The organism is Methylobacterium hispanicum, from assembly GCF_022179285.1.
GTDB lineage: Bacteria > Pseudomonadota > Alphaproteobacteria > Rhizobiales > Beijerinckiaceae > Methylobacterium > Methylobacterium hispanicum.
Map to the genome: position 1 here is coordinate 76,346 of NZ_BPQO01000005.1, position 19,096 is coordinate 95,441.

21 protein-coding genes and 1 pseudogene are annotated in these 19,096 nt (G+C 68.9%); 16 read left to right on the forward strand and 6 right to left on the reverse strand.

Annotated features, from left to right (window positions below; translation table 11 throughout):
• Positions 1-50: 50 nt before the first annotated feature.
• Entirely contained in the window at positions 51-797 is a 747-nt protein-coding gene (arsH, locus tag MFF56_RS07280; protein ID WP_283207412.1) for an arsenical resistance protein ArsH, read from the reverse strand.
• Between the two features lie 50 nt (positions 798-847).
• Here arsH and MFF56_RS07285 point away from each other — a divergent pair, with 50 nt between their 5' ends.
• The 6 genes from MFF56_RS07285 (at position 848) to MFF56_RS07310 (ending at position 4,841) form a co-directional block, all read left to right on the forward strand.
• A complete protein-coding gene (locus MFF56_RS07285) occupies positions 848-1,207 on the forward strand; it encodes an ArsR/SmtB family transcription factor (RefSeq protein ID WP_066925917.1) in 360 nt (119 codons plus the stop codon).
• Positions 1,200-1,637, forward strand: coding sequence for an arsenate reductase (glutaredoxin) (gene arsC / locus MFF56_RS07290; RefSeq protein WP_238229891.1), 438 nt, complete (start codon positions 1,200-1,202; stop codon positions 1,635-1,637). Before MFF56_RS07285 ends, arsC begins: the two co-directional genes overlap by 8 nt.
• Positions 1,638-1,644: 7 nt before the next feature.
• The gene (gene arsB, locus MFF56_RS07295) at positions 1,645-2,712 is read left to right on the forward strand and encodes an ACR3 family arsenite efflux transporter (protein ID WP_238229892.1); all 1,068 of its coding nucleotides are present in this window, start codon (positions 1,645-1,647) and stop codon (positions 2,710-2,712) included.
• The gene (locus MFF56_RS07300) at positions 2,702-3,910 is read left to right on the forward strand and encodes an MFS transporter (protein WP_066923972.1); all 1,209 of its coding nucleotides are present in this window, start codon (positions 2,702-2,704) and stop codon (positions 3,908-3,910) included. Before arsB ends, MFF56_RS07300 begins: the two co-directional genes overlap by 11 nt.
• Positions 3,911-3,992: 82 nt before the next feature.
• Entirely contained in the window at positions 3,993-4,229 is a 237-nt protein-coding gene (locus MFF56_RS07305; RefSeq protein WP_082773128.1) for a hypothetical protein, read from the forward strand.
• Positions 4,230-4,364: 135 nt separating this feature from the next.
• The gene (locus MFF56_RS07310; protein WP_066923978.1) at positions 4,365-4,841 is read left to right on the forward strand and encodes a DUF411 domain-containing protein; all 477 of its coding nucleotides are present in this window, start codon (positions 4,365-4,367) and stop codon (positions 4,839-4,841) included.
• Between the two features lie 13 nt (positions 4,842-4,854).
• On the opposite strand, the gene MFF56_RS07315 is transcribed toward MFF56_RS07310, so the two are convergent.
• Positions 4,855-5,595: an NYN domain-containing protein gene (locus MFF56_RS07315; RefSeq protein ID WP_066923974.1), complete on the reverse strand. Its 741-nt coding sequence runs from the start codon at positions 5,593-5,595 to the stop codon at positions 4,855-4,857.
• 400 nt (positions 5,596-5,995) lie between these two features.
• Between MFF56_RS07315 and MFF56_RS07320 the strand changes: the two genes are divergently transcribed.
• The 6 genes from MFF56_RS07320 (at position 5,996) to copM (ending at position 12,579) form a co-directional block, all read left to right on the forward strand.
• Positions 5,996-6,208, forward strand: coding sequence for a heavy-metal-associated domain-containing protein (locus tag MFF56_RS07320; protein WP_066923976.1), 213 nt, complete (start codon positions 5,996-5,998; stop codon positions 6,206-6,208).
• Positions 6,209-6,300: 92 nt separating this feature from the next.
• Positions 6,301-6,756 (forward strand): hypothetical protein, encoded by a 456-nt coding sequence (locus tag MFF56_RS07325; RefSeq protein ID WP_238229893.1) that lies wholly within the window; start codon positions 6,301-6,303, stop codon positions 6,754-6,756.
• A gap of 85 nt (positions 6,757-6,841) precedes the next feature.
• Positions 6,842-8,575, forward strand: a complete 1,734-nt coding sequence (locus MFF56_RS07330; protein ID WP_238229894.1) for an efflux RND transporter periplasmic adaptor subunit — start codon at positions 6,842-6,844, stop codon at positions 8,573-8,575.
• Positions 8,576-8,587: 12 nt separating this feature from the next.
• Complete coding sequence (locus MFF56_RS07335) at positions 8,588-11,737, forward strand: efflux RND transporter permease subunit (protein ID WP_238229895.1); 3,150 nt, start codon at positions 8,588-8,590, stop codon at positions 11,735-11,737.
• 21 nt (positions 11,738-11,758) lie between these two features.
• Positions 11,759-12,124: a hypothetical protein gene (locus MFF56_RS07340; protein ID WP_238229896.1), complete on the forward strand. Its 366-nt coding sequence runs from the start codon at positions 11,759-11,761 to the stop codon at positions 12,122-12,124.
• A 23-nt stretch (positions 12,125-12,147) separates the two neighbouring features.
• The gene (copM, locus tag MFF56_RS07345) at positions 12,148-12,579 is read left to right on the forward strand and encodes a CopM family metallochaperone (RefSeq protein ID WP_066924301.1); all 432 of its coding nucleotides are present in this window, start codon (positions 12,148-12,150) and stop codon (positions 12,577-12,579) included.
• Positions 12,580-12,601: 22 nt separating this feature from the next.
• Here copM and MFF56_RS07350 read toward each other — a convergent pair whose 3' ends face one another.
• Entirely contained in the window at positions 12,602-13,024 is a 423-nt protein-coding gene (locus MFF56_RS07350) for a MerR family DNA-binding protein (protein ID WP_197430641.1), read from the reverse strand.
• A 60-nt stretch (positions 13,025-13,084) separates the two neighbouring features.
• Here MFF56_RS07350 and MFF56_RS07355 point away from each other — a divergent pair, with 60 nt between their 5' ends.
• Together MFF56_RS07355 and MFF56_RS07360 are read left to right on the forward strand one after the other, a co-directional pair.
• Complete coding sequence (locus MFF56_RS07355) at positions 13,085-13,837, forward strand: glutaredoxin family protein (RefSeq protein WP_066924305.1); 753 nt, start codon at positions 13,085-13,087, stop codon at positions 13,835-13,837.
• Positions 13,838-13,924: 87 nt separating this feature from the next.
• Positions 13,925-14,143, forward strand: coding sequence for a hypothetical protein (locus tag MFF56_RS07360; protein ID WP_082773157.1), 219 nt, complete (start codon positions 13,925-13,927; stop codon positions 14,141-14,143).
• Between the two features lie 94 nt (positions 14,144-14,237).
• Here MFF56_RS07360 and MFF56_RS07365 read toward each other — a convergent pair whose 3' ends face one another.
• Positions 14,238-14,789, reverse strand: a complete 552-nt coding sequence (locus tag MFF56_RS07365) for a metallophosphoesterase (RefSeq protein ID WP_066924309.1) — start codon at positions 14,787-14,789, stop codon at positions 14,238-14,240.
• Positions 14,790-14,985: 196 nt separating this feature from the next.
• Complete coding sequence (locus tag MFF56_RS07370; protein WP_066924311.1) at positions 14,986-16,488, reverse strand: tyrosine-type recombinase/integrase; 1,503 nt, start codon at positions 16,486-16,488, stop codon at positions 14,986-14,988.
• 145 nt (positions 16,489-16,633) lie between these two features.
• Between MFF56_RS07370 and MFF56_RS07375 the strand changes: the two are divergent.
• Positions 16,634-16,774: pseudogene (locus MFF56_RS07375) on the forward strand (thioredoxin-disulfide reductase); the annotation flags it as partial.
• A gap of 336 nt (positions 16,775-17,110) precedes the next feature.
• A complete protein-coding gene (locus tag MFF56_RS07380; RefSeq protein ID WP_066924322.1) occupies positions 17,111-18,001 on the forward strand; it encodes a LysR family transcriptional regulator in 891 nt (296 codons plus the stop codon).
• A 48-nt stretch (positions 18,002-18,049) separates the two neighbouring features.
• On the opposite strand, the gene msrP is transcribed toward MFF56_RS07380, so the two are convergent.
• Complete coding sequence (gene msrP / locus MFF56_RS07385) at positions 18,050-18,997, reverse strand: protein-methionine-sulfoxide reductase catalytic subunit MsrP (protein WP_066924314.1); 948 nt, start codon at positions 18,995-18,997, stop codon at positions 18,050-18,052.
• Positions 18,998-19,096: the final 99 nt, after the last annotated feature.

A 19,096-nucleotide genomic window follows, 5' to 3' on the forward strand; every position in this document is an offset into this window, starting at 1 on the left:
CTGAGCCCGACGACCCAGGCCTTCGCCTTCCATCCGTCGTCCAGGAGGCTTCAGCGCTTTATGAACCCGATGTCGGCGGCAACCGCCTTCAACCGCTCCGGCTCCCGCTCCTTCCGCTCGGAGTAGCGGTCGACGAGGTACTCGGCCCGTCCTCGGGTCAGCAGGGTGAACTTCACCAGCTCCTCACAGACGTCCACGACCCGGTCGTAGAACGGCCCGGGCTTCATGCGGCCGGCATCGTCGAACTCCTTGTAGGCCATGGGCACTGACGACTGGTTCGGGATGGTGATCATCCGCATCCAGCGGCCCAGCACCCGCAGGCTGTTCACAGCGTTGAAGCTCTGCGAACCGCCTGAAACCTGCATGACGGCCAGGGTGCGGCCCTGCGTCGGGCGCACCGAGCCCTCGCTAAGCGGCAGCCAGTCGACCTGGGCCTTCATCACACCGGTCAGGTTGCCGTGTCTCTCGGGGCTGACCCAGACCTGCCCTTCCGACCAGATCGAGAGCTGCCGGAGCTCCTGCACCTTCGGGTGGTCCGCGGTCGTGTCGTCGGGCAGCGGCAAGCCGTGGGCGTCGTAGATCCGCACCTCTCCGCCCATGGCTTCCAGAAGCCGCGCCGCCTCGTAGGCGAGGAAGCGGCTGAATGAGCGCTCCCGAAGCGAGCCATAAAGGATCAGGAAGCGCGGCGCGTGGTCGAGCGGCGCGGGCGCCAACACCCGCTCCGAGGTCGGCATTTCAAAGTGCGCCTCGCTCAGGTTCGGCATCCCGTCGGTAAACGGCTGCTGGGGCTTGTCCACGAAATCATCTTCCCATACGTTTCAACGAACGTTGGATTGATGGACCAACCATGGACGAACGGCAAGCCGTCGCCGCATTCGCCGCGCTGGGGCAGGAGCATCGCTTCCGGGTCGTGCGCGCGCTAGTCACCGCCGGACCGGACGGCCTCGCGGCCGGCGCACTGGCGACCGAGGTCGGGGTGGCGAACACCAACCTGTCCTTCCACCTGAAGGAGCTCTCGCATGCCGGGCTGATCACATCGCGGCGGGAGGGCAAGTCGGTCATCTACAGCGCCGCCTATGCCGGCCTGTCCGACCTGATCGCCTTCCTGATGCGCGACTGCTGCCAGGGCCGACCCGAAGTCTGCGCCCCCGCCGTTGCGGCTCTGTCCGCCTGCGATTGCCCCACCGGAGACACCGCCCATGCCTGAGGCGTTCGACGTCGTCGTCTACCACAACCCCGCGTGCGGCACGTCCCGCAACACCTTGGCGATGATCCGCAACGCCGGGGTCGAGCCGCACGTGGTCGAGTACCTCAAGACGCCACCGAGCCGGGCGCTCATCAAGCAACTTCTCGCTCGCGCCGACCTCACGGTGCGTGACGCGCTGCGCGAGAAGGGCACACCCTACGCCGAGCTCGGCCTAGGCGACCCTGCCCTGACCGACGAGCAACTCCTCGACGCGGTCGAGGCCCACCCGGTCCTGCTTAACCGCCCGCTGGTCGTCAGCCCGAAGGGCGTGCGCCTGTGCCGGCCGTCCGAGACGGTGCTGGACCTCCTTCCCGCCCAGCAGGGCGAGTTCGTGAAGGAGGACGGCGAGCGCGTCGTGGACGAGCGCGGCCGCCGCGTCGCAACCGCCTGAGGACGCCATGAGCACCTTCGAACGCTACCTGACCCTCTGGGTCGCGCTCTGCATCGGGGCCGGCATTGCGCTCGGCCACGTCATGCCCGGCTTCTTCCACGCCGTCGGCGCGGCCGAGGTCGCCAAGGTGAACCTGCCGGTCGCCGTCCTAATCTGGCTCATGGTCATCCCGATGCTGCTCAAGATCGACTTCGCCTCGCTTCGGCACGTCGGCCGGCACTGGCGCGGCATCGGCGTGACGCTGTTCATCAACTGGGCGGTGAAGCCGTTCTCGATGGCGGCGCTCGGCTGGCTGTTCATCGGCTACCTGTTCCGGCCCTACCTGCCCGCCGACCAGGTCGACAGCTATATCGCCGGGCTCATCATCCTGGCGGCGGCGCCCTGCACCGCGATGGTGTTCGTCTGGTCGAACCTGACCCGTGGCGAGCCGCACTTCACCCTGAGCCAGGTGGCGCTCAACGACACCATCATGGTGGTCGCGTTCGCCCCCATCGTCGGCCTGCTGCTCGGGCTCTCGGCGATCACGGTGCCCTGGGGCACGCTGGTGCTGTCGGTGGTCCTCTACATCGTTGTCCCGGTCATCGTCGCCCAAGCCGTGCGGCGCAGCCTCCTAGCCTCGGGCGGGCAGGCCGGACTCGACCGGCTGCTCGGCAAGCTCGGGCCGGTCTCGCTCGTCGCCCTCCTGACCACCCTGGTGCTGCTGTTCGGCTTCCAGGGCGAGCAGATCCTGGCGCAGCCGGCGGTCATCGGTCTGCTGGCGATACCCATCCTGATCCAGGTCTACTTCAACTCCGGGCTCGCCTACCTCCTGAACCGCGCTGCGGGCGAGCAGCACTGCGTCGCCGGCCCGTCGGCGCTGATCGGCGCCTCGAACTTCTTCGAGCTCGCGGTGGCCGCCGCCATCAGCCTGTTCGGCTTCAACTCGGGCGCGGCGCTGGCAACCGTGGTCGGCGTCCTCATCGAGGTGCCGGTCATGCTCTCGGTCGTGTGGATCGTGAACCGGAGCCAGGGATGGTACGAGCGCGGCGCCACGGGCAAGGGAGCAGCGCTGAAGCCCGCATCCCGTGAGGTCTGACGCCCCCGCACCCGGCCGCCTCACCGTCATCTCCGCCCTGGGCGTGGTGGAGATCCTCGCTTGGGGCTCGTCCTTCTACCTGCCGGCGGTGCTCGCCGGGCCTATCGCGGCGGATACCGGATGGCCCCTGACCTGGGTGGTCGGCGGCCTGTCCATCGGTCTTCTGGTGGCTGCCATCGCCTCGCCCAGGGTCGGAATCGCCATCCATCGGCACGGGGGCCGGCCTGTCCTGGCATCGGCGGCTCTGCTTCTGGCGGCGGGCCACGTCGTGCTCGGCCTCGCACCGAACCTGCCCGTGTTCCTCGCCGGCTGGGTCCTCCTCGGCCTCGGCATGGGTTGCGGCCTCTATGACCCGGCCTTCGCCACCCTCGGCCGGCTCTACGGCGCCGGGGCGCGTCCGGCCATCACGACGCTGACGCTTTGGGGCGGGTTCGCCAGCACCGTCTGCTGGCCGCTCTCCGCCTTCCTTGTCGAGCAGGTCGGCTGGCGCCACGCCTGCCTGGCCTATACCGGACTACACCTCGTCGTGACGCTGCCGCTCGTGCTCGGCCTGATCCCGGGGGCACCTGAGCCGGAGACCGTGAAAGGCGAGGGGCAACACGCAGACGGGCCGCTGACGCCCAGAGAGCGCCGGGCCTACCGGCTGATGGCCGGCGTGCTGGTTCTCGGCGGCACCGTAATGACGCTGGTCTCGGTGCACCTCATCGCGCTGCTGCAGGCCCGTGGCGTCGCGCTGGCCGCGGCCGTCTCCTACGGCGCGCTGATCGGGCCGGCGCAGGTCGGCGCCCGCATCGTCGAGATGGCGAACAAGGGCCGGCATCACCCGCTCTGGACCCTGACCGTGGCCATGGCGCTGGTGGTTCTGGGGCTGGCCATCCTGGCGGCGGGCGTGCCGGCGGTCGGTCTCGCCCTTGTGCTCTACGGTGCCGGCAACGGGATCTACTCCATCGCCCGGGGCACGGTGCCGCTCGCCCTGTTCGGCCCGGTCCGCTACCCTGTGCTCGTGGGGCGCCTGGCCCGGCCGGGCCTGATCGCGCAGGCCGTGGCACCCTCCCTCGGAGCGGTGGCGCTCACCTACGGCGGCGCCGACGCGGCCTACGGCCTGCTGGTGGCTCTTGCGCTGGCGAACCTCGGGTTGGCCATAGCCTTGTGGCGCGCGCGGCCGGACGTCGTCGACGGAAGCGGGGCGACTGGCTGAACGGAGGCTGCGTGCCGGCTTCAGAACCGGTTCAACGCGACACCCGCAGTCTGGAGACATCCCGAACGACGAAGGTCCTCCCATGAAGCTCCGCATCGCAGGTTTGGTCGTTGCCGCACTGGTGCTGCTCCCCGGCGCCGCCTCCGCGCAATGGTACGAGCGCGGACCGCGCCATCATCACCACTCGGACCACCACCATCACCATGGCTACGGCCACCGCCATGGCTACGGCTACGGCTACGAGCGACATCATCGCCACGGCTACGACCGCCCCGTCCACTTCGACCGGGGCCACCACCATCACCATCACGGGTACTGATGCGAGGCGATGCCCGGAGACCCGCCGCCTCGCTCGGCGGGTCTCAAGCCCTGACGTGTCCGGGTGGCGGGGCTTGACCCTCCCATCGTGGGAAGCCGTCTCTTGCCCTCGGTGACGGAACGCCGGATGCGAACGATGATGGCCGACACGAGGACGACGCGCCGGGCGATGCTCGCGGGACTGGCGGTGGGAATGGCCTTGGGGCCGCGGGCTCTCGCCGCGGGGCTTCCCGAGGTCGCGGTGACGAAGGACCCGACCTGCGGCTGCTGCGAGAAGTGGGTCGCCCACATGCGCGAGGCCGGCTTCACCGTCACCGTGACCGAGGGGCCCGTGAACCCGGTCAAGGCCCGCCTCGGCGTGCCGCGGGACCTCGCCTCCTGCCACACCGCCCAGGTCGACGGCTACGCAATCGAGGGGCACGTACCGGCCGGCGCGATCAAGCGCCTACTCGCCGAGAGGCCCCAGGGCATCGGTCTGGCCGTGCCGGGCATGCCGGTGGGATCGCCCGGCATGGAGGTCGACGGCATGGAGCCGGCCACCTACGACGTGGTCCTGTTCGGGCCGGAAGGGCGTAGCACCTTCGCACGGTACCGGGGTGCGGAACCGGCCTGAGGTAGAGAGGGCTTCAGCGTTCGGGCATTGCCGCCGCGGGAGGGGCCGCCTTGGCCCCCGATTTGGACGCGGGTTTCGGACGTTGGTCCCACATCACGTATCCGGCTGGAGGGTCGTACTCGTGCGGGCGCATGACAGAGGCGTGTCCGTCCGCAGCGACCAGCCCCGGGAAAAGCGCTCTCTCGATATGCTCCCGGTTCAGCGCAATCTTGTGCGGCGTGTGCGACAGGATGTGCTGCGAGTGCGTTCGGCCCGGCGGGCTGACGCTGACCAGCTTCTTCTTCGGGAAGCGCCTAGCGAATAGCTCGGCGGTAGCCGCCTGGTCCGTGTCCGCTGTCAGGAGATAAGCAGTATCCATTACGTCTTGCACTGCGTCGTCATTGACGTTCAGAGCCAGATTTATGTCAGTCGCCTTCTCGGTAGGCTTCTGCCAAACGGAACCGCAGTCCCTGCACTTGGCATCCTCTTTGCTGAAGTGACCAAGGACGGTCTCGACACCGACCAGCCTGAGAGCTCGAACCAGGCGTTCGTGACGGATTTTCTTGCTATGGTCGCCGGGGTAATAGGCCGTGCAGAACACGACGCGGACGAGCTCCTCGGACTGACGCGGGATGATGGATTCCCCCAGCTTCCAGAAGTTACACCATTTCAGGAACGGCTCGCCTAAGTCATTGACGGAATGATACAAATTGAAACCGTCGATGTAGAGTGCAGCCCGGATCCTGGATTTTCCCGCTTGACTATCCAGCCCCATGCACTCATATCCGACCCGTCAACGCTGAACGGTGCGCCGTCAGCAACCCATGGGCTCCGGCCCGTGTGAAGCCCGTAGGCCCAGGCCTGCGGGCTTCTTGGTTTCCGAGGCTGTTCTATTCTGAGTTCGCCTCGCTTGGTACTGTATTTTTTCCCGGCGCGGGCACGCTGGTGGTCCCTCTCCGCAACCGCAGCGTCTCGGCAGAACGCGCTCGGCCTGACGACATGGCCCAAGGTCGGCCGCCCATGCGCCCCCTGCCCATCCGCCTCTGACACCTAGCGCCGACGCGAATGACGCGTGGGTTATCGGAAGCCGCTAGACGACGCAGGTCGTATCGGCCCTTGACCTTCCCAATATGGGAAGCCCCATCTGGAAGGGATGCCATCCAGGGGAGAGCGTCATGCATCGCTTCAAGGTCGAGAAGATGGGGTGCGGCGGCTGTGCCAAGTCGGTGACCCGCGCCGTCCTCGCCGTCGAGCCTAACGCCCGCGTCGAGGTCGACATGGGGGCCAAGCTCCTGGCCGTGTCTGGTGCCGCCGGCCCGGCCGACCGCATCGCCCAGGCCATTGTCACCGCGGGGTATCCTGCGATGCCGCTCCTCGCGGCGGCTTGAAAGAATGCGCCGGACACCAAACTTGCCTGCGGGCATTCACGTCTCGACGGCGGACATAGTCCCGCCACCGGAATCGGTGTAAGCCAGACCTCATGAGCCTCGACCGGCAAATCGTGCGCCATATGGCGGCGATGATCCTCGCGATCATCGCCTACGTCGCGCCGTCCGCCGTCCAGGCCCACGGGGGGCACGAACACCACGGCCACCACGTGGCCGCGGCCCAGCCCAAGACCGTCCCAGTGATGGTCAAGGCGGTACCCACCCCCGCCAAGCCAACTGCGCGGTCCGAGGCGGCAACCTGGTCCAAGGTGGCGCTCCCGGCCGTCGAGTTGGCGCGCATCGAACCTGCCTCCGACGATTGCTGCCGGCCCGGTTGCGGGACCCGCTGCTGCGGGACGATGACCTGCTGCGCCACCGGCGTCCTGTCCGGGCCCTACGCCTTGTCCCCGTCCCTGTTTCAGACCGTCACGTTGATCCCGCGCGACGTCGCTGGCCGTTCGGGTCCCGGCCCCGAGGCCCTGCCGAAGCCCCCACGAACCCTCGCGTGAAGTAGGGCGCGCCTGAGGCGCGCGACGCCCGGATTGCGCCCGCGAACGGCGCCGTCCGGACTTCCCGACGCGAGGATTCCCGTTCATGTCGACCCGTTTTGCTGCCGCCTATGGCGCGGTGGCGCTGCTTGCCGCCGTCCTGGCGGGGCCCGTGCACGCCCATGAGGGGCACGACCACGGCGCCGCTCCGCCGCCCGTCTCGAAGACCATCGCCCCGCGCGGCGAGGCGCTCTCGGACGCCTTCGAGCTCGTCGCCATCCCGCGCGACGGAACCCTGGCGCTGTTCCTCGACCGCTTCCGGACGAACGAGCCGGTCCCCGGCGCGACCATCGAGGTCGAGACGCCGGACGGTCCCAAGGTCGCGACCGCGACGACCGACGGCGGATACGCGCTACCGGCCCCGTGGCTGTCGAAGCCCGGTCGACACGAACTCGTCGCGACCGTCACCGCGGGCGACGCCGTGGACGTGCTCACCGTCGCAGTCACCGTGCCCGACCCGAAAGCCGTCGCAGCCCCCGCCAAGCCGGCTCCGGCGCAGGCGGCCCTGGCGCGCGTGTCCGAGGTCGCCCACGGTGTCAGGGAGCGCCTGACGGCCAAGGACCCGACCCTCGTGGCCGCGGTCGCCGTCGCCTTCCTGCTCGGTATGCTTGTGACGGCGCTCGCGCGCGGGCGCCGGGGCGCCCCGGCGGTGGCCTTGGTCGCCATCGGCATCACCATCATCCTCGGCACGGCAGCTTTCGCGCACGGCGACGAGGACCATGGCGCACCGGTGCAGGGGGCGGCGCTGATCGAGCCGCGCCAGGGTGGGCCCGCGACCTCGGACCTCGCGCAACGCCTGCCCGACGGCTCCGTCTTCGTACCCAAGCCCACGCAGCGGCTGCTGGTCCTGCGCACCACCATGACCGAGCAGGGCAGCTTCCACCGCTCGGTCGAGCTTCCCGGCCGCATCATCCCGGACCCGAACGCCAGCGGCGTCGTGCAGTCCTCGGTCGGCGGCCGGCTCTCGCCCCCGCCCTCGGGCCTGTTTCCCCGCCTCGGCACCAAGGTACGCAAGGGCGATGTGCTCGCCACGGTGACCCCGCCGGTCCAGGCAATCGACGTCTCCGACATGCGCCAGCGCCAGGGCGAGCTCGACCAGCAGATCGCCATCGTCGAGCGCCGGGTCGAACGCTTCAGGCGCCTTGCCACGACGGGCGCCGTCGCCCAGACGCAGCTCGACGACGCGGTCGCCGAGTTGAACGGCCTGCACGACCGCCGCGCCGCCCTCGACAAAATCCGGCAGCAGTCCGAGACCCTGGTCTCGCCGGTCGACGGGGTGGTTGCGCAGGCGACCGCCGTCGCCGGCCAGATGGCGGCGCCCGGCGCCATGGTCTTTCAGATCGTCGCCCCCAACCGCCTCTGGGTCGAGGCCCTCAGCTTCGACGCCCTGACGGCGGCCCAGGACGCCACGGCACGGCTCGCCGACGGGCGCACTCTGAAGCTCGCCTACCAGGGCACGGGGCTGGCCGACCGCAACCAGGCCATCCCGGTGCAGTTCGCGGTGCAGGGTGACGCCTCCGGCCTGCGGGTCGGCCAGTTCGTCACCGTGCTGGCCGGGACCGACACCGAGCAGTCCGGCCTGGCGCTGCCGCGCTCGGCCGTCGTGCGCACCGGCAACGGGCAGGACGTCGTCTACGAGCACACCACCGCCGAGCGCTTCGAGGCCCGGCCGGTCCGCGTCGAGCCGCTCGACGGCGGCCGCGTGCTGGTCGCCGAGGGGATCGGGCCCGGCAAGCGGGTGGTGACCCAGGGCGCCGAACTCCTCGACCAGGTCCGCTGAGGAGGCCACCGGATGTTCACCTTCCTCGTCAGCCAGTCGGTCCGCAACCGCCTGCTCGTGCTCGCCATGGCCACGGTGCTGGTGCTCTTCGGCGCCTTCACCGCGACCAAGCTCCCGGTCGACGTGTTCCCCGACCTCAACAAGCCCACCGTCACCATCATGACGGAGGCCGAAGGGTACGCCCCTCAGGAGGTTGAGCAACTCGTCACCTATCCCATCGAGACCCGGATGAACGGGCTGCCCGGGGTCACCCGCGTGCGCTCGGTTTCGGGCGTCGGGCTGTCCGTCACCTACGTCGAGTTCGACTGGGGCACCGACATCTACCGCAACCGCCAGCAGGTCGCCGAGCGGCTGGCCCTGGTGCAGGACCAGCTTCCCCGCGGCGTGACCCCGGTGATGGGCCCGGTCTCCTCCATCATGGGGCAGATCCTGCTGGTGGCGGTCACGAGTGAGACCGCGAGCCCGATGCAGGTGCGCGAGGTCGCAGACTTCTCGATCCGGCCGCGGCTCCTGACCATCCCGGGCGTGGCGCAGGTCATCCCCATCGGGGGCGAGGTGCGCCAGTTCCGGGTCAGCCCGAACCCGGCCGCCATGCGCGCGCTCGGCATCACCAACGCCCAGTTGGAGGCGGCGCTGGCGCAGTTCGGCACCAACGCCGGCGGCGGCTTCACGGACCAGCATTCCCGCGAGTACCTCATCCGCAGCATCGGCCGGACCATGAGCCTCGACGACCTGCGCAACCTCGTGGTCGCGACGGTCGCCGAAACCCCGGTCCACCTGCGCCAAGTCGCGGAGGTGTCCTTCGCCGCAAAGGTGAAGCGCGGCGACGCCGGCTACATGGCCAAGCCCGCGGTCATCGTCTCGGTCGAGAAGCAGCCCGACGTCGACACGGTACGGCTGACCCGCAGCATCGAGACGGCGCTGAAGGAGATGTCGCCGACCCTGCCGGCTGGCATCAAGGCCGACCAGGTCCTGTTCCGGCAGGCCGACTTCATCGAGACCTCGATCCGCAACGTCGAGCGCGTCCTCGTCGAGGCGGTTCTGGTGGTGGCGGTGGTGCTGTTCGCCTTCCTGCTGAACGTGCGCACCACGGCCATCTCGCTGCTCGCCATCCCGGTCTCGGTGCTGACGACCGCGGTGGTGTTCCACCTGTTCGGGCTGTCCATCAACACGATGACCCTCGGCGGCCTGGCCATCGCCATCGGCGAGCTCGTCGACGACGCCGTCGTGGACGTGGAGAACATCTACAGGCGCCTCGGCGACAACCGGCGGGCCGGCAACCCGAAGAGCGTGCTCCAGGTGGTGGTCGAGGCCTCCAACGAGGTCCGCTCCGGCATCGTCTACGCGACGCTCATCATCATCCTGGTGTTCGTGCCGCTCTTCGCCCTCTCCGGCATCGAGGGCCGGCTCTTCGCCCCGCTGGGGCAGGCCTACATCATCTCGATCCTGGCGAGCCTGCTCACCTCCATCACCCTGACGCCGGTCCTGGCATCCCTGCTGCTGCCGGGGCTGAAGAACCTGGAGGAGCACGACAGCCGCCTCCTCAAGGTGCTCAAGCGCGGCAACGCAGCCCTGCTGCGGGTCGCATTCCGGTACCAGGGCCTGCTCGTCGGGACGGTCGCCGTAGCGGTCGTCGCGGCTGGCGTCGCAGCCTGGAATTTACCCCGGGCCTTTCTGCCGCCGTTCAACGAGGGCTCGTTCACGGTCAACATGACCTTCAACCCGGGCATCTCGCTGGCGGAGAGCAACCGGGTCGGGCTGATCGCGGAGAAACTGATCCTCGACATCCCGGGCGTGAAGGCGGTGGGCCGCCGCACCGGCCGGGCCGAGCTCGACGAGCACGCCGAGGGCGTCCACTCCTCCGAGATCGAGGTGGCGCTCGACGAAGGCGCCAAGCGTCCGAAGGAGGCGCTCGTCGCCGACATGCGCGGGCGCCTCGCCGCCCTGCCGGTGGCGGTCAACGTCGGCCAGCCCATCTCGCACCGGCTCGACCACATGCTCTCGGGTGTGCGGGCCGAGATCGCCCTCAAGGTGTTCGGCGAGGACCTCGACGCCCTGCGCCGTGTGGCGAACTCCCTGCGCGACCGGATGGCCTCGATTCCCGGCCTCGTCGACCTGCAGGTCGAGCGGCAGGTGCGCATCCCGCAGTTGGAGGTGCGTGTCGACTACACTCGGGCCGCCCTTTACGGCGTCCAGCCCGCAGCCGTCGTCGAGCAGATCAGCCGCCTCTCGAACGGGCGGGTGGTCTCGACGGTCGTCGACGGCGTGCGCCGCTTCGACGTGGTCCTGCGCCTGTCGGAGAACCGCCGGACCACCGCTGGGCTGGGCGACCTGCTGCTGGAGACGCCCTCTGGCTGGGTGCCGGCGCGGCAGGTGGCCGACATCCGCGAGACGGACGGGCCGAACCAGATCCTGCGCGAGAACGCCCGGCGCCGCATCGTGGTGCAGGCCAACACCAGCGGCGAGAGCGACATGGCCACCATCGTGGCGGCCATCCGGGAGGCCGTGGCGAAGGAGCCGCTCCCGCCCGGGTTCTTCACCAGCCTGGAGGGCACCTTCCAGGCGCAGGAGGAGGCGAGCCGGACCATCGGGGCGCTCTCCGCGCTGTCCTTGGCTCTCGTCTTCGCCATCCTCTACAGCCGCTACCGCTCGGCCGCGCTCGCCCTCATCATCATGGGCAACGTGCCCCTGGCGCTGATCGGCTCGGTGGCCGCCTTGTGGCTGGTCGGGCAGCCGCTTTCGGTGGCGTCGATGATCGGCTTCATCACGCTGACCGGCATCGCCGCCCGCAACGGCATCCTCAAGATCAGCCACTACCTGAACCTGTCGCTGCACGAGGGGGTGCCGTTCGGGCCCGACCTCGTGGTTCGCGGCAGCCTGGAGCGGCTGACCCCGGTGCTGATGACCGCGCTCTCGGCCGGGGTGGCCCTGGTGCCGCTGCTCTACGACGCGGCGAGCCCGGGCAAGGAGATCCTCCACCCGGTGGCGGTGACGATCTTCGGCGGCCTCGTCAGCGCGACGCTGCTCGACACCTTCCTGACCCCCGTCCTGTTCCTGCGCTTCGGACGCAAGCCCCTGGAGCGGCTGCGCGCCCTCCACGCCGAGGCGCCGGCCCACCCATCCCCGGACGGCGCGCGCCCGCGCCCGGCCGAGGCCTACTGACCCCCAAGAGGAGACGAGAGCGTGATCCTACCCAGAGTAACCCTGGTCGCCGGCCTGCTCGCCGCGACCACCGCCTACGCCCACGAGACCTCCGGCCAGCACGGCGGCCGGGTGACGGACGCCGGCAAGTTCCACGTCGAGCTCGTCGCCAAGGGCGAGACCGTCGACGTGTTCCTGTCCGACGAGGGCCAGAAGCCGGTCCCGGCCGCGGGCTTCAAGGGCACGGCCATCCTCGTCGTCGGCGGCAAGCCGGCGCGCGTACCCCTGGCGCCGGCCGACGGCAACCGCCTCACCGGCAAGGCCGCGACCGCCCTCGGCGCGAGTCCGAAGGGCGCCGTGCAGCTCACCGGCCCCGACGGCGCGACCGCCAGCGGCAAGTTCAACTGACCCCCATCCAGAGAGGAAAGCCCATGACCTACCTTCGCACCCTCGCCGTCGTCGCCCTCCTGTCGGCCGGCCTCGCCGGGCCCGCCATGGCCCAGGGCACGCACTCGCACGGCGGCCACGCGATGCCGGGCAACCCGTCCGCGACGCACGACGACGACATGATGAAGATGATCCAGGCGATGAAGCCGGACCCGAAGGACCCGGCTTCGACCAAGGACTTCAAGGCCGCCGACATGACGATGATGCACGACATGCACGTGCCCTACACCGGCAACGCCGACGTCGATTTCCGCACCCACATGATCCCGCACCACAAGGGCGCGGTCGCCATGGCCCAGGTCGCCCTGAAGCACGCCAAGGACCCCGAGACCAAGGCCATGGCCCAGAAGATCATCGACGACCAGGAGAAGGAGATCTCCGAGATGGAGGCCTGGCTCAAGAAGAAGGGCAAGTGACGCCTGGCGCCCGCTCCGCGGGCTAGGGCTGCTCGAACGCCTCGATGATCGGGCAAGGGCCGGCCGCACCGGTGTCGCAAGCGCGCTCCAGCCGCGCGAGCGCGCTTCGGGCGGCCTGCAGGTCCGCGATGCGGGCATCCAACGCCGCCAAGCGCTCCCGGGCGAGGTCCCGGGCCCGGGAGCGGTCATCCGTGGCGTCGAGCTCGATGAGCTCGGCGATCTGCTCCAGCGTGAACCCGGCGGCCTGGGCGGAGCGGATGAACCGGAGGCGGCGCGCGTCGTTCCCGCCATAGCGCCGGATGCCGCCGAGCCCGGGGCCGCCGCCCCGTTCCGGCGTCTCCAGCAGGCCGCGGCGCTGGTAGTAGCGCACCGTCTCGACCCCCACGCCGCCTTCCCGGGCCAGGGCGGCGATGGTCATCCCGGACATGCCTTGACTCCGTACCATGGTACGGACCTTATATCAGGGGCAGCTCAGGGAAAACCCGACAAAACGAGAGCTGCACCAATGGCTTCCACCCTTCAACCCAAGCAGGCCACGCTTTACCGCATGGTCATGCCCCAGCACACCTGCCCCTATGGCCTGAAGGCCAAGGACCTCCTCGAACGCGAGGGCTTCCAGGTCGAGGACCGCTGGCTGACGACGCGTGAGGAGACCGACCGCTTCAAGGCCGAGCACGGGGTGAAGACCACCCCGCAGACCTTCGTCGCCGGCGAGCGCGTCGGAGGCTACGACGACCTGCGGCGCCACTTCGGCAAGGCCGTCGCCGATCCGAACGCGACGACCTACACGCCCGTCGTGGCGGTGTTCGCGATGACCGCGCTGATGGCCGGGGCCGCGAGCCACGCCGTCTACGGCACGCCCTTCACCGTTCGCGCCGCCGAGTGGTTCATCGGCTTCAGCATGTGCGTGCTCGCGCTGCTCAAGCTGCAGGACGTCGAGACGTTCTCGTCGATGTTCCTCGGCTACGATCTGCTGGCGAAGCGCTGGGTGCGTTACGCCTACGCCTACCCCTTCCTGGAAGGCCTCGCCGGCGTCCTGATGGTGGCGGGCGCCCTGAACTGGCTCTCCATCCCGGTGGCCCTGTTCATCGGCACGGTCGGCGCGGTCTCGGTGTTCAAGGCCGTCTACGTCGACAAGCGCGAGATCAAGTGCGCCTGCGTCGGCGGGTCGAGCAAGGTGCCCCTCGGCTTCGTCTCGCTGACCGAGAACGTGATGATGGTTGCTATGGCCGTCTGGATGCTGGCCATGAGCCACTGACCGGCCCTGCGAGCGCCTTGACCTTCCCAACACGGGAAGGGTTAACCCATGGCACAGTCGTCGAATTCCACGGTTTGGAGAGTGAACATGAAGCGGATCGTCCTGGCCTCGGCCACCCTGCTGCTGCTGGCGGCGTCCCCGGCGATGGCGATGTCCTGCTGCGGCGGCGGCAAGGGCAAGGGCGCCATGATGTGCGGCAAGGCCGGGCCGAAGGGCGGCATGGCCATGAACCACGGCGCCACGAAGGGGAAGAAGGGCAGCTGCTGCTGCGAGGGCATGTCCATGAACATGACCAAGCGCGGCTGAGGCAGTCCAGGGTCGCTCTCGTACTCGACGCGGCGGAACCCTCTCCGCCGAGGCGGCTCGGGCATTTGTCCGGGATCGTCGCCCGGGCCTGAAGTCAGGCGGCTGGGTCGGTCACGGGCGTCGCGGCCATCCGCTTCAGGATAGCTTCTAGCCGCACGGGGGCCCAATCCCAGCAATCGACGCCCACGTCGAGGCTGGTGCGGGTTCCGGGCAGGCTACCGTGGGAATGGCCGTAGAGGTGCAGGTCACCATGGTGCTCGTGTGGGTAGCTCCGGTGGGCGTAATGGCTACACCAGAGGGCCTGGGGCTTCGGCATGCCCGGGTCCTGCACGAAGACGCGCTGGACATCGACAACCGGTCCGCTCCATTCAAGCTGCTCGCCGAGGTCGTCGTGGTTGCCGCGGATGAGACGGATGCGACCGTTCAGGCGCGCCCGGATGCCGGCGGCATAGGAGAGGTCGCATCTGTAGGCGAAATCGCCGAGGTGCCAGACGATGTCATCCGGGCGTACCACTGCGTTCCACGCGCGGATCAGAGCCTCGTCGTGCTCCTCGATGGAGGAGAAAGGACGGGGCCTGTGCATCTTGGCGCTGAGCAGGCTGCGATGGCCGAAATGCGTGTCTGAAGTGAAGAATGTCCTAGCCATGTTCGAGACTCCGTTCCGCTTGGAGGCTCGTCGGCTCGCGCGGCGCTCCTGGATCTAGTCGTGGGCGGGCTTCGGCGCGGCTATCATGGCGTTTGGTCTCCTCGGGTGGTGGATCGCACCGGACGCCGTTTGCGGCAAGTCGAGACCCGGGCTGCGTCCACTGCTTTCCAGGCCATGAAGGGCGCCGGAACACGTGTCACCGGTCGGTACGGTCCTTCCGAAGGGTGTCGGTCTGCACGCGCGGCGGCCGTCCGAGCTGCCGGCTGCCGGCGTCCTGACGTTGGTCTGCCTCAATCCTGTCTGCGGCTTGACGCAGCCGGGTCGCGATGCCCTGCGGCATGAGGTCGAGCGCGAGGTCCGTGGCACTCGACCCCGCAAAGACAAGCTCATTGGCCGCCTCGACCTGGGCCTCCAGCATGATGCGGTCATGGCGGGCGTAGATCAGGGTGCTCTCGACACTCGCATGGCCCATCAGCATCTGCACCTCGGTCGCCTTCAGGCCGGGCCCACCGGGGACGGGGATGTGGTTGAGCATGTACACGCCGTAGCTATGCCGCAGGGAGTGAGGCGTGAAGAGGTGTGTGGGCGCCTCCCGCGGACCTGGTACCTTCGCCCGCCGGACCGCGGACTTGAACTGCTTCTCAAGCGCTGTGTCGCTGGCGCGCACGAGTGGCTGCCCCCGGCCCGCTCCGTCGATCTTCTTGAAGAGGAACACGTTGTCGTCGTCGTTCGTGCCGACGAACTCAGACCTGAGGTAGGAGCCCAGCGCTTCCCAGAACACGGTGCGCAGGGGCTCCCACATGTAGACCCGGCTCATCGTCCGTCCCTTGAACCGGAGCTTCTGGCTATCGGTCATTTCGCGCCCGAAGCGCCTGTTCGCCGGGTCGACGACCCACACCTCCTGCGTCGCGGGGTCCATGTCACCCAGGTGTAGGTTCAGCGCCTCGTGTAGTCGCAGCCCCCCTCCGGCAAGCAGGGACCAGAGCGCCCTGTCGCGGTGTGAGCGCGCCGCATCCAGCAGGTCAGCGAGGCGGTCGAGGGGGAATTCCTTGTTCTCCAGGTCGACCTGTTGCCCACCGCGGATCGGGCTGCGCAGGACGAGGGGCCGCTTGAACTCGTGTCGGATGCGGATGACGCCCCCAAGCACCGTCTGCTGCTTGAGACGCTCACGCTCCCGCCGCGACAGGGCCACGGTGCCGTCAATGGCGGAGAAGGTAACGGACAGGTCGACGCTGTCCATGGCGATGCCGTGTTCGCGCATGGCCGCCTCGGCACGGATGGCCTCGTCCCGTGCGAGCACAAGGAAGCGGTTCACGCCGGCGAGGACAGGGGCGAAGCTGTTCCGAGCCAAGCCATGGACGAGACCCACCTCCTCGGCGTAGGCGGCCAAGCCAGGCAGTTCCGGCCAATCGATGCTCGCTCCCTTGCTGAGGAAAATCGGGTAGGCATGCACCGCATCCGAGATCTGGCTGGGGCGAACGGCGCGGCCGAACACGCCGCATTCGATCAGGAAGTCGATGAAGCGCGCCGCAGCGTCCATATAGCGCGCGACGGTCGTGGGGGCATTGCGCCGGTCCTGCAGGTGCCTGCGGAACCGGTTCAGGGGCTCGACCTCCAAGCCGTCGTCGTTGAGGAATACCTCCTCACGCGAGCCGTTTCCCCGGGGTACGACCAGGCGGGTGAGATGCTTCAGGGCCATGAATAGGAATCTTGAATGTGCATCTGCCTTCGAGGGCTATCGCAGGCCTAGGAGTAACGAAAAACCGTTACCCATGAGTATGTTGGCATGGTAAGCGAAATGAGGATGAGAAATTTGAATATGCCGCCTATCATGGTTTAGAGAAGCGGCGGGCGACGTCACCGACGACGTCTACCGGCAGGCGATCACCGCGGCCGGCATGGGCTGCATGGCCGCGCTCGAGGCCGAGAAGTACCTGGCCAACCTCGAGATCGGCGAGCAGCCGCAGCAGGCGGCGGCCGAGTGACATCGGTCGGCTTGGCACCCAGATACCCGATGTTCGGTCACCCCGCGCGGGGGGGCGGGGTCCGCGGCATCCGGAGCGCCTGACCGGACGCCGATCGCGGCGCGTGGACGTTTTCCGGTCCACCGTCCACCGAATTCCCAGAGCGACCCACAAAAACCTCTCTGCATCCCTTGCGCGGATACGCGTCCTGCACGCATGAGTTATGTGCTGACGACAGGGCCGCAGAGCGGCCCTGCGGTTCGGACATGGACGCGGGACCGCGTCGATCCGTGCCGTCCGTCGTCCTTCGGGGCCCGCCGTCGCGCGGGCATGTCAGGCTGGTGGGGGTTGCTCGCCGTGGATTGGGACAAGATCCGGATCTTCCTCAACGTCGCCGAGGCCGGCAGCTTCACGAAGGCCGGAGACGATATCGGCCTCAGCCAATCGGCGGTGAGCCGTCAGATCAGCGCCCTGGAGCGCGAGCTGAAGGCGCCGCTGTTCCACCGCCACGCCCGCGGGCTCATCCTCACCGAGCAGGGCGACCTGCTCTTCCGCGCGGCGCGCGACATGAAGCTCCGGCTCGAGAACACGAAGGCCCGCCTCGTCGAGACCAGCGAGCGGCCCTCCGGCGATCTCAAGGTGACGACGACCGTCGGCCTCGGCTCGGCCTGGCTCTCGCAGCGGGTGGCCGAGTTCCTCGACCTCTATCCGGATGTCCGCATCGAGCTGATCCTCACGAACGAGGAACTCGACCTCGCCATGCGCGAGGCCGACATCGCCATCCGCATGCGCCGTCCGGCCCAGCCGGACCTGATCCAGCGCCGGCTCTTCACGGTGCACTACCACGCCTTCGCGAGCCCGGATTACATCAAGCGCTTCGGCGAGCCGAAGACCTTCGAGGACCTCGACAACCACCGCCTGATCTCGTTCGGCGGCAACGAGCCCTCCTACCTGCTGGCCGCCCACTACCTCGCCGATATCGGCCGCGAGGGGCGCGAGCGGCGCGCGGTTCACTTCACGGTCAATAACGTGGCGGCGTTGCAGAAGGCGATGGAGACCGGCTGCGGCATCGGCATCCTGCCGGACTACGCGGTCGATGGCGGCGATGCCCTGGTGCAGGTGCTGCGCGACAGCGAGATGCCGACGCTGGACAGCTACCTCGTCTATGCCGAGGAGATGCGGACCGTGGCTCGGGTCCAGGCGTTCCGGGACTTCCTGGTCGCGAAGGCCCAGCGCTGGACGTACTGAAGCACGCGGCCCCCCTCCCCCGCGGAGGAGGGAGGGCGACGCGCGGCGTCAGACGAACAGCCGTTCCTTCTCCAGCCCCTTGTAGAGGCCGGCGACCTGCTCGCCGTAGCCGTTGAAGATCAGCGTCGGGACGCGCTGATCGGTGCCGAGCACGCGCTCGGTGGCCTGGCTCCAGCGCGGGTGCGGCACGGCCGGGTTCACGTTCGCCCAGAAGCCGTACTCGGAGGATTGCAGCCCTTCCCAGAAGGTCTTCGGCCGCTCGGCCACGAAAGAGACCTTCGTGATCGACTTGATCGACTTGAAGCCGTACTTCCACGGCAGTGCGAGCCTGATCGGCGCGCCGAACTGCTTCGGCAGCGGCTTGCCGTAGATGCCCGTGACCACGAAGGCGAGGTCGTTGCCGGCCTCTGCCAGCGTCAGCCCCTCGGTGTAGGGCCAGGGATAGAAGAAGGCGCGCTGGCCCGGCGCCATCGCCTTGTCGAGGAATGTCTCGAAGCGCACGTACTTCGCCCCCGAGGCGGGCTTGGCGAGCGCCAGCAGCTTCGACAGGGGAAAGCCGGTCCAGGGCACGGCCATCGACCATGCCTCGACGCAGCGGTGGCGGTAGAGCCGCTCCTCCAGCCCGACCTTCCGGACGAGGTCCTCGACGCCGATCTCGAACGGCTTCTCGACGAGGCCGTCGATCCTGACCGTCCAGGGGTTGGTCTTCAGCGCCTCGGCGGCCGGCATCACGGTCTTCGAGGTGCCGAACTCGTAGAAGTTGTTGTAGTCGCCGCTATAGCGCTCCGGCGTTACCCCGCGGTCGAGCGTGTAGGCCTCGTTGCGCGGTGCCGGATAGACGCCGCCTTCGGCCGCCCTGCTCCCGCGCGGGCCCAGCACCGCACCCGCCGCGAGGCCTGCCGCGCCGCCGAGCAAGGCCCGGCGGTTCAGGAAGACCGATTCGGGCGTGGCGCTGCTCTCCGGGATCTCCCAGCTGCGGCTCTGCTTGATCAACATGGGGGCACGTCCTCCGCGATCCTTTGCCCCGGGAGATCGTCCCGCGGCGCGCGCGGGACAAGCCGGGAATCGGGAGCCCATTCGTCGCGGCGGTGGCGC

Coding starts and splice junctions, on each gene's coding strand:
- MFF56_RS07355 (WP_066924305.1), top strand. CDS start 13,085: ATGGCTTCCACCCTTCAACCCAAGCAGGCCACGCTTTACCGCATGGTC.
- MFF56_RS07335 (WP_238229895.1), top strand. CDS start 8,588: ATGTTCACCTTCCTCGTCAGCCAGTCGGTCCGCAACCGCCTGCTCGTG.
- MFF56_RS07365 (WP_066924309.1), bottom strand. CDS start 14,789: ATGGCTAGGACATTCTTCACTTCAGACACGCATTTCGGCCATCGCAGC.
- MFF56_RS07330 (WP_238229894.1), top strand. CDS start 6,842: ATGTCGACCCGTTTTGCTGCCGCCTATGGCGCGGTGGCGCTGCTTGCC.
- MFF56_RS07315 (WP_066923974.1), bottom strand. CDS start 5,595: ATGGGGCTGGATAGTCAAGCGGGAAAATCCAGGATCCGGGCTGCACTC.
- msrP (WP_066924314.1), bottom strand. CDS start 18,997: ATGTTGATCAAGCAGAGCCGCAGCTGGGAGATCCCGGAGAGCAGCGCC.
- MFF56_RS07370 (WP_066924311.1), bottom strand. CDS start 16,488: ATGGCCCTGAAGCATCTCACCCGCCTGGTCGTACCCCGGGGAAACGGC.
- arsC (WP_238229891.1), top strand. CDS start 1,200: ATGCCTGAGGCGTTCGACGTCGTCGTCTACCACAACCCCGCGTGCGGC.
- MFF56_RS07350 (WP_197430641.1), bottom strand. CDS start 13,024: ATGGTACGGAGTCAAGGCATGTCCGGGATGACCATCGCCGCCCTGGCC.
- arsB (WP_238229892.1), top strand. CDS start 1,645: ATGAGCACCTTCGAACGCTACCTGACCCTCTGGGTCGCGCTCTGCATC.
- MFF56_RS07320 (WP_066923976.1), top strand. CDS start 5,996: ATGCATCGCTTCAAGGTCGAGAAGATGGGGTGCGGCGGCTGTGCCAAG.
- MFF56_RS07325 (WP_238229893.1), top strand. CDS start 6,301: ATGAGCCTCGACCGGCAAATCGTGCGCCATATGGCGGCGATGATCCTC.
- MFF56_RS07360 (WP_082773157.1), top strand. CDS start 13,925: ATGAAGCGGATCGTCCTGGCCTCGGCCACCCTGCTGCTGCTGGCGGCG.
- MFF56_RS07285 (WP_066925917.1), top strand. CDS start 848: ATGGACGAACGGCAAGCCGTCGCCGCATTCGCCGCGCTGGGGCAGGAG.
- copM (WP_066924301.1), top strand. CDS start 12,148: ATGACCTACCTTCGCACCCTCGCCGTCGTCGCCCTCCTGTCGGCCGGC.
- MFF56_RS07310 (WP_066923978.1), top strand. CDS start 4,365: ATGATGGCCGACACGAGGACGACGCGCCGGGCGATGCTCGCGGGACTG.
- MFF56_RS07305 (WP_082773128.1), top strand. CDS start 3,993: ATGAAGCTCCGCATCGCAGGTTTGGTCGTTGCCGCACTGGTGCTGCTC.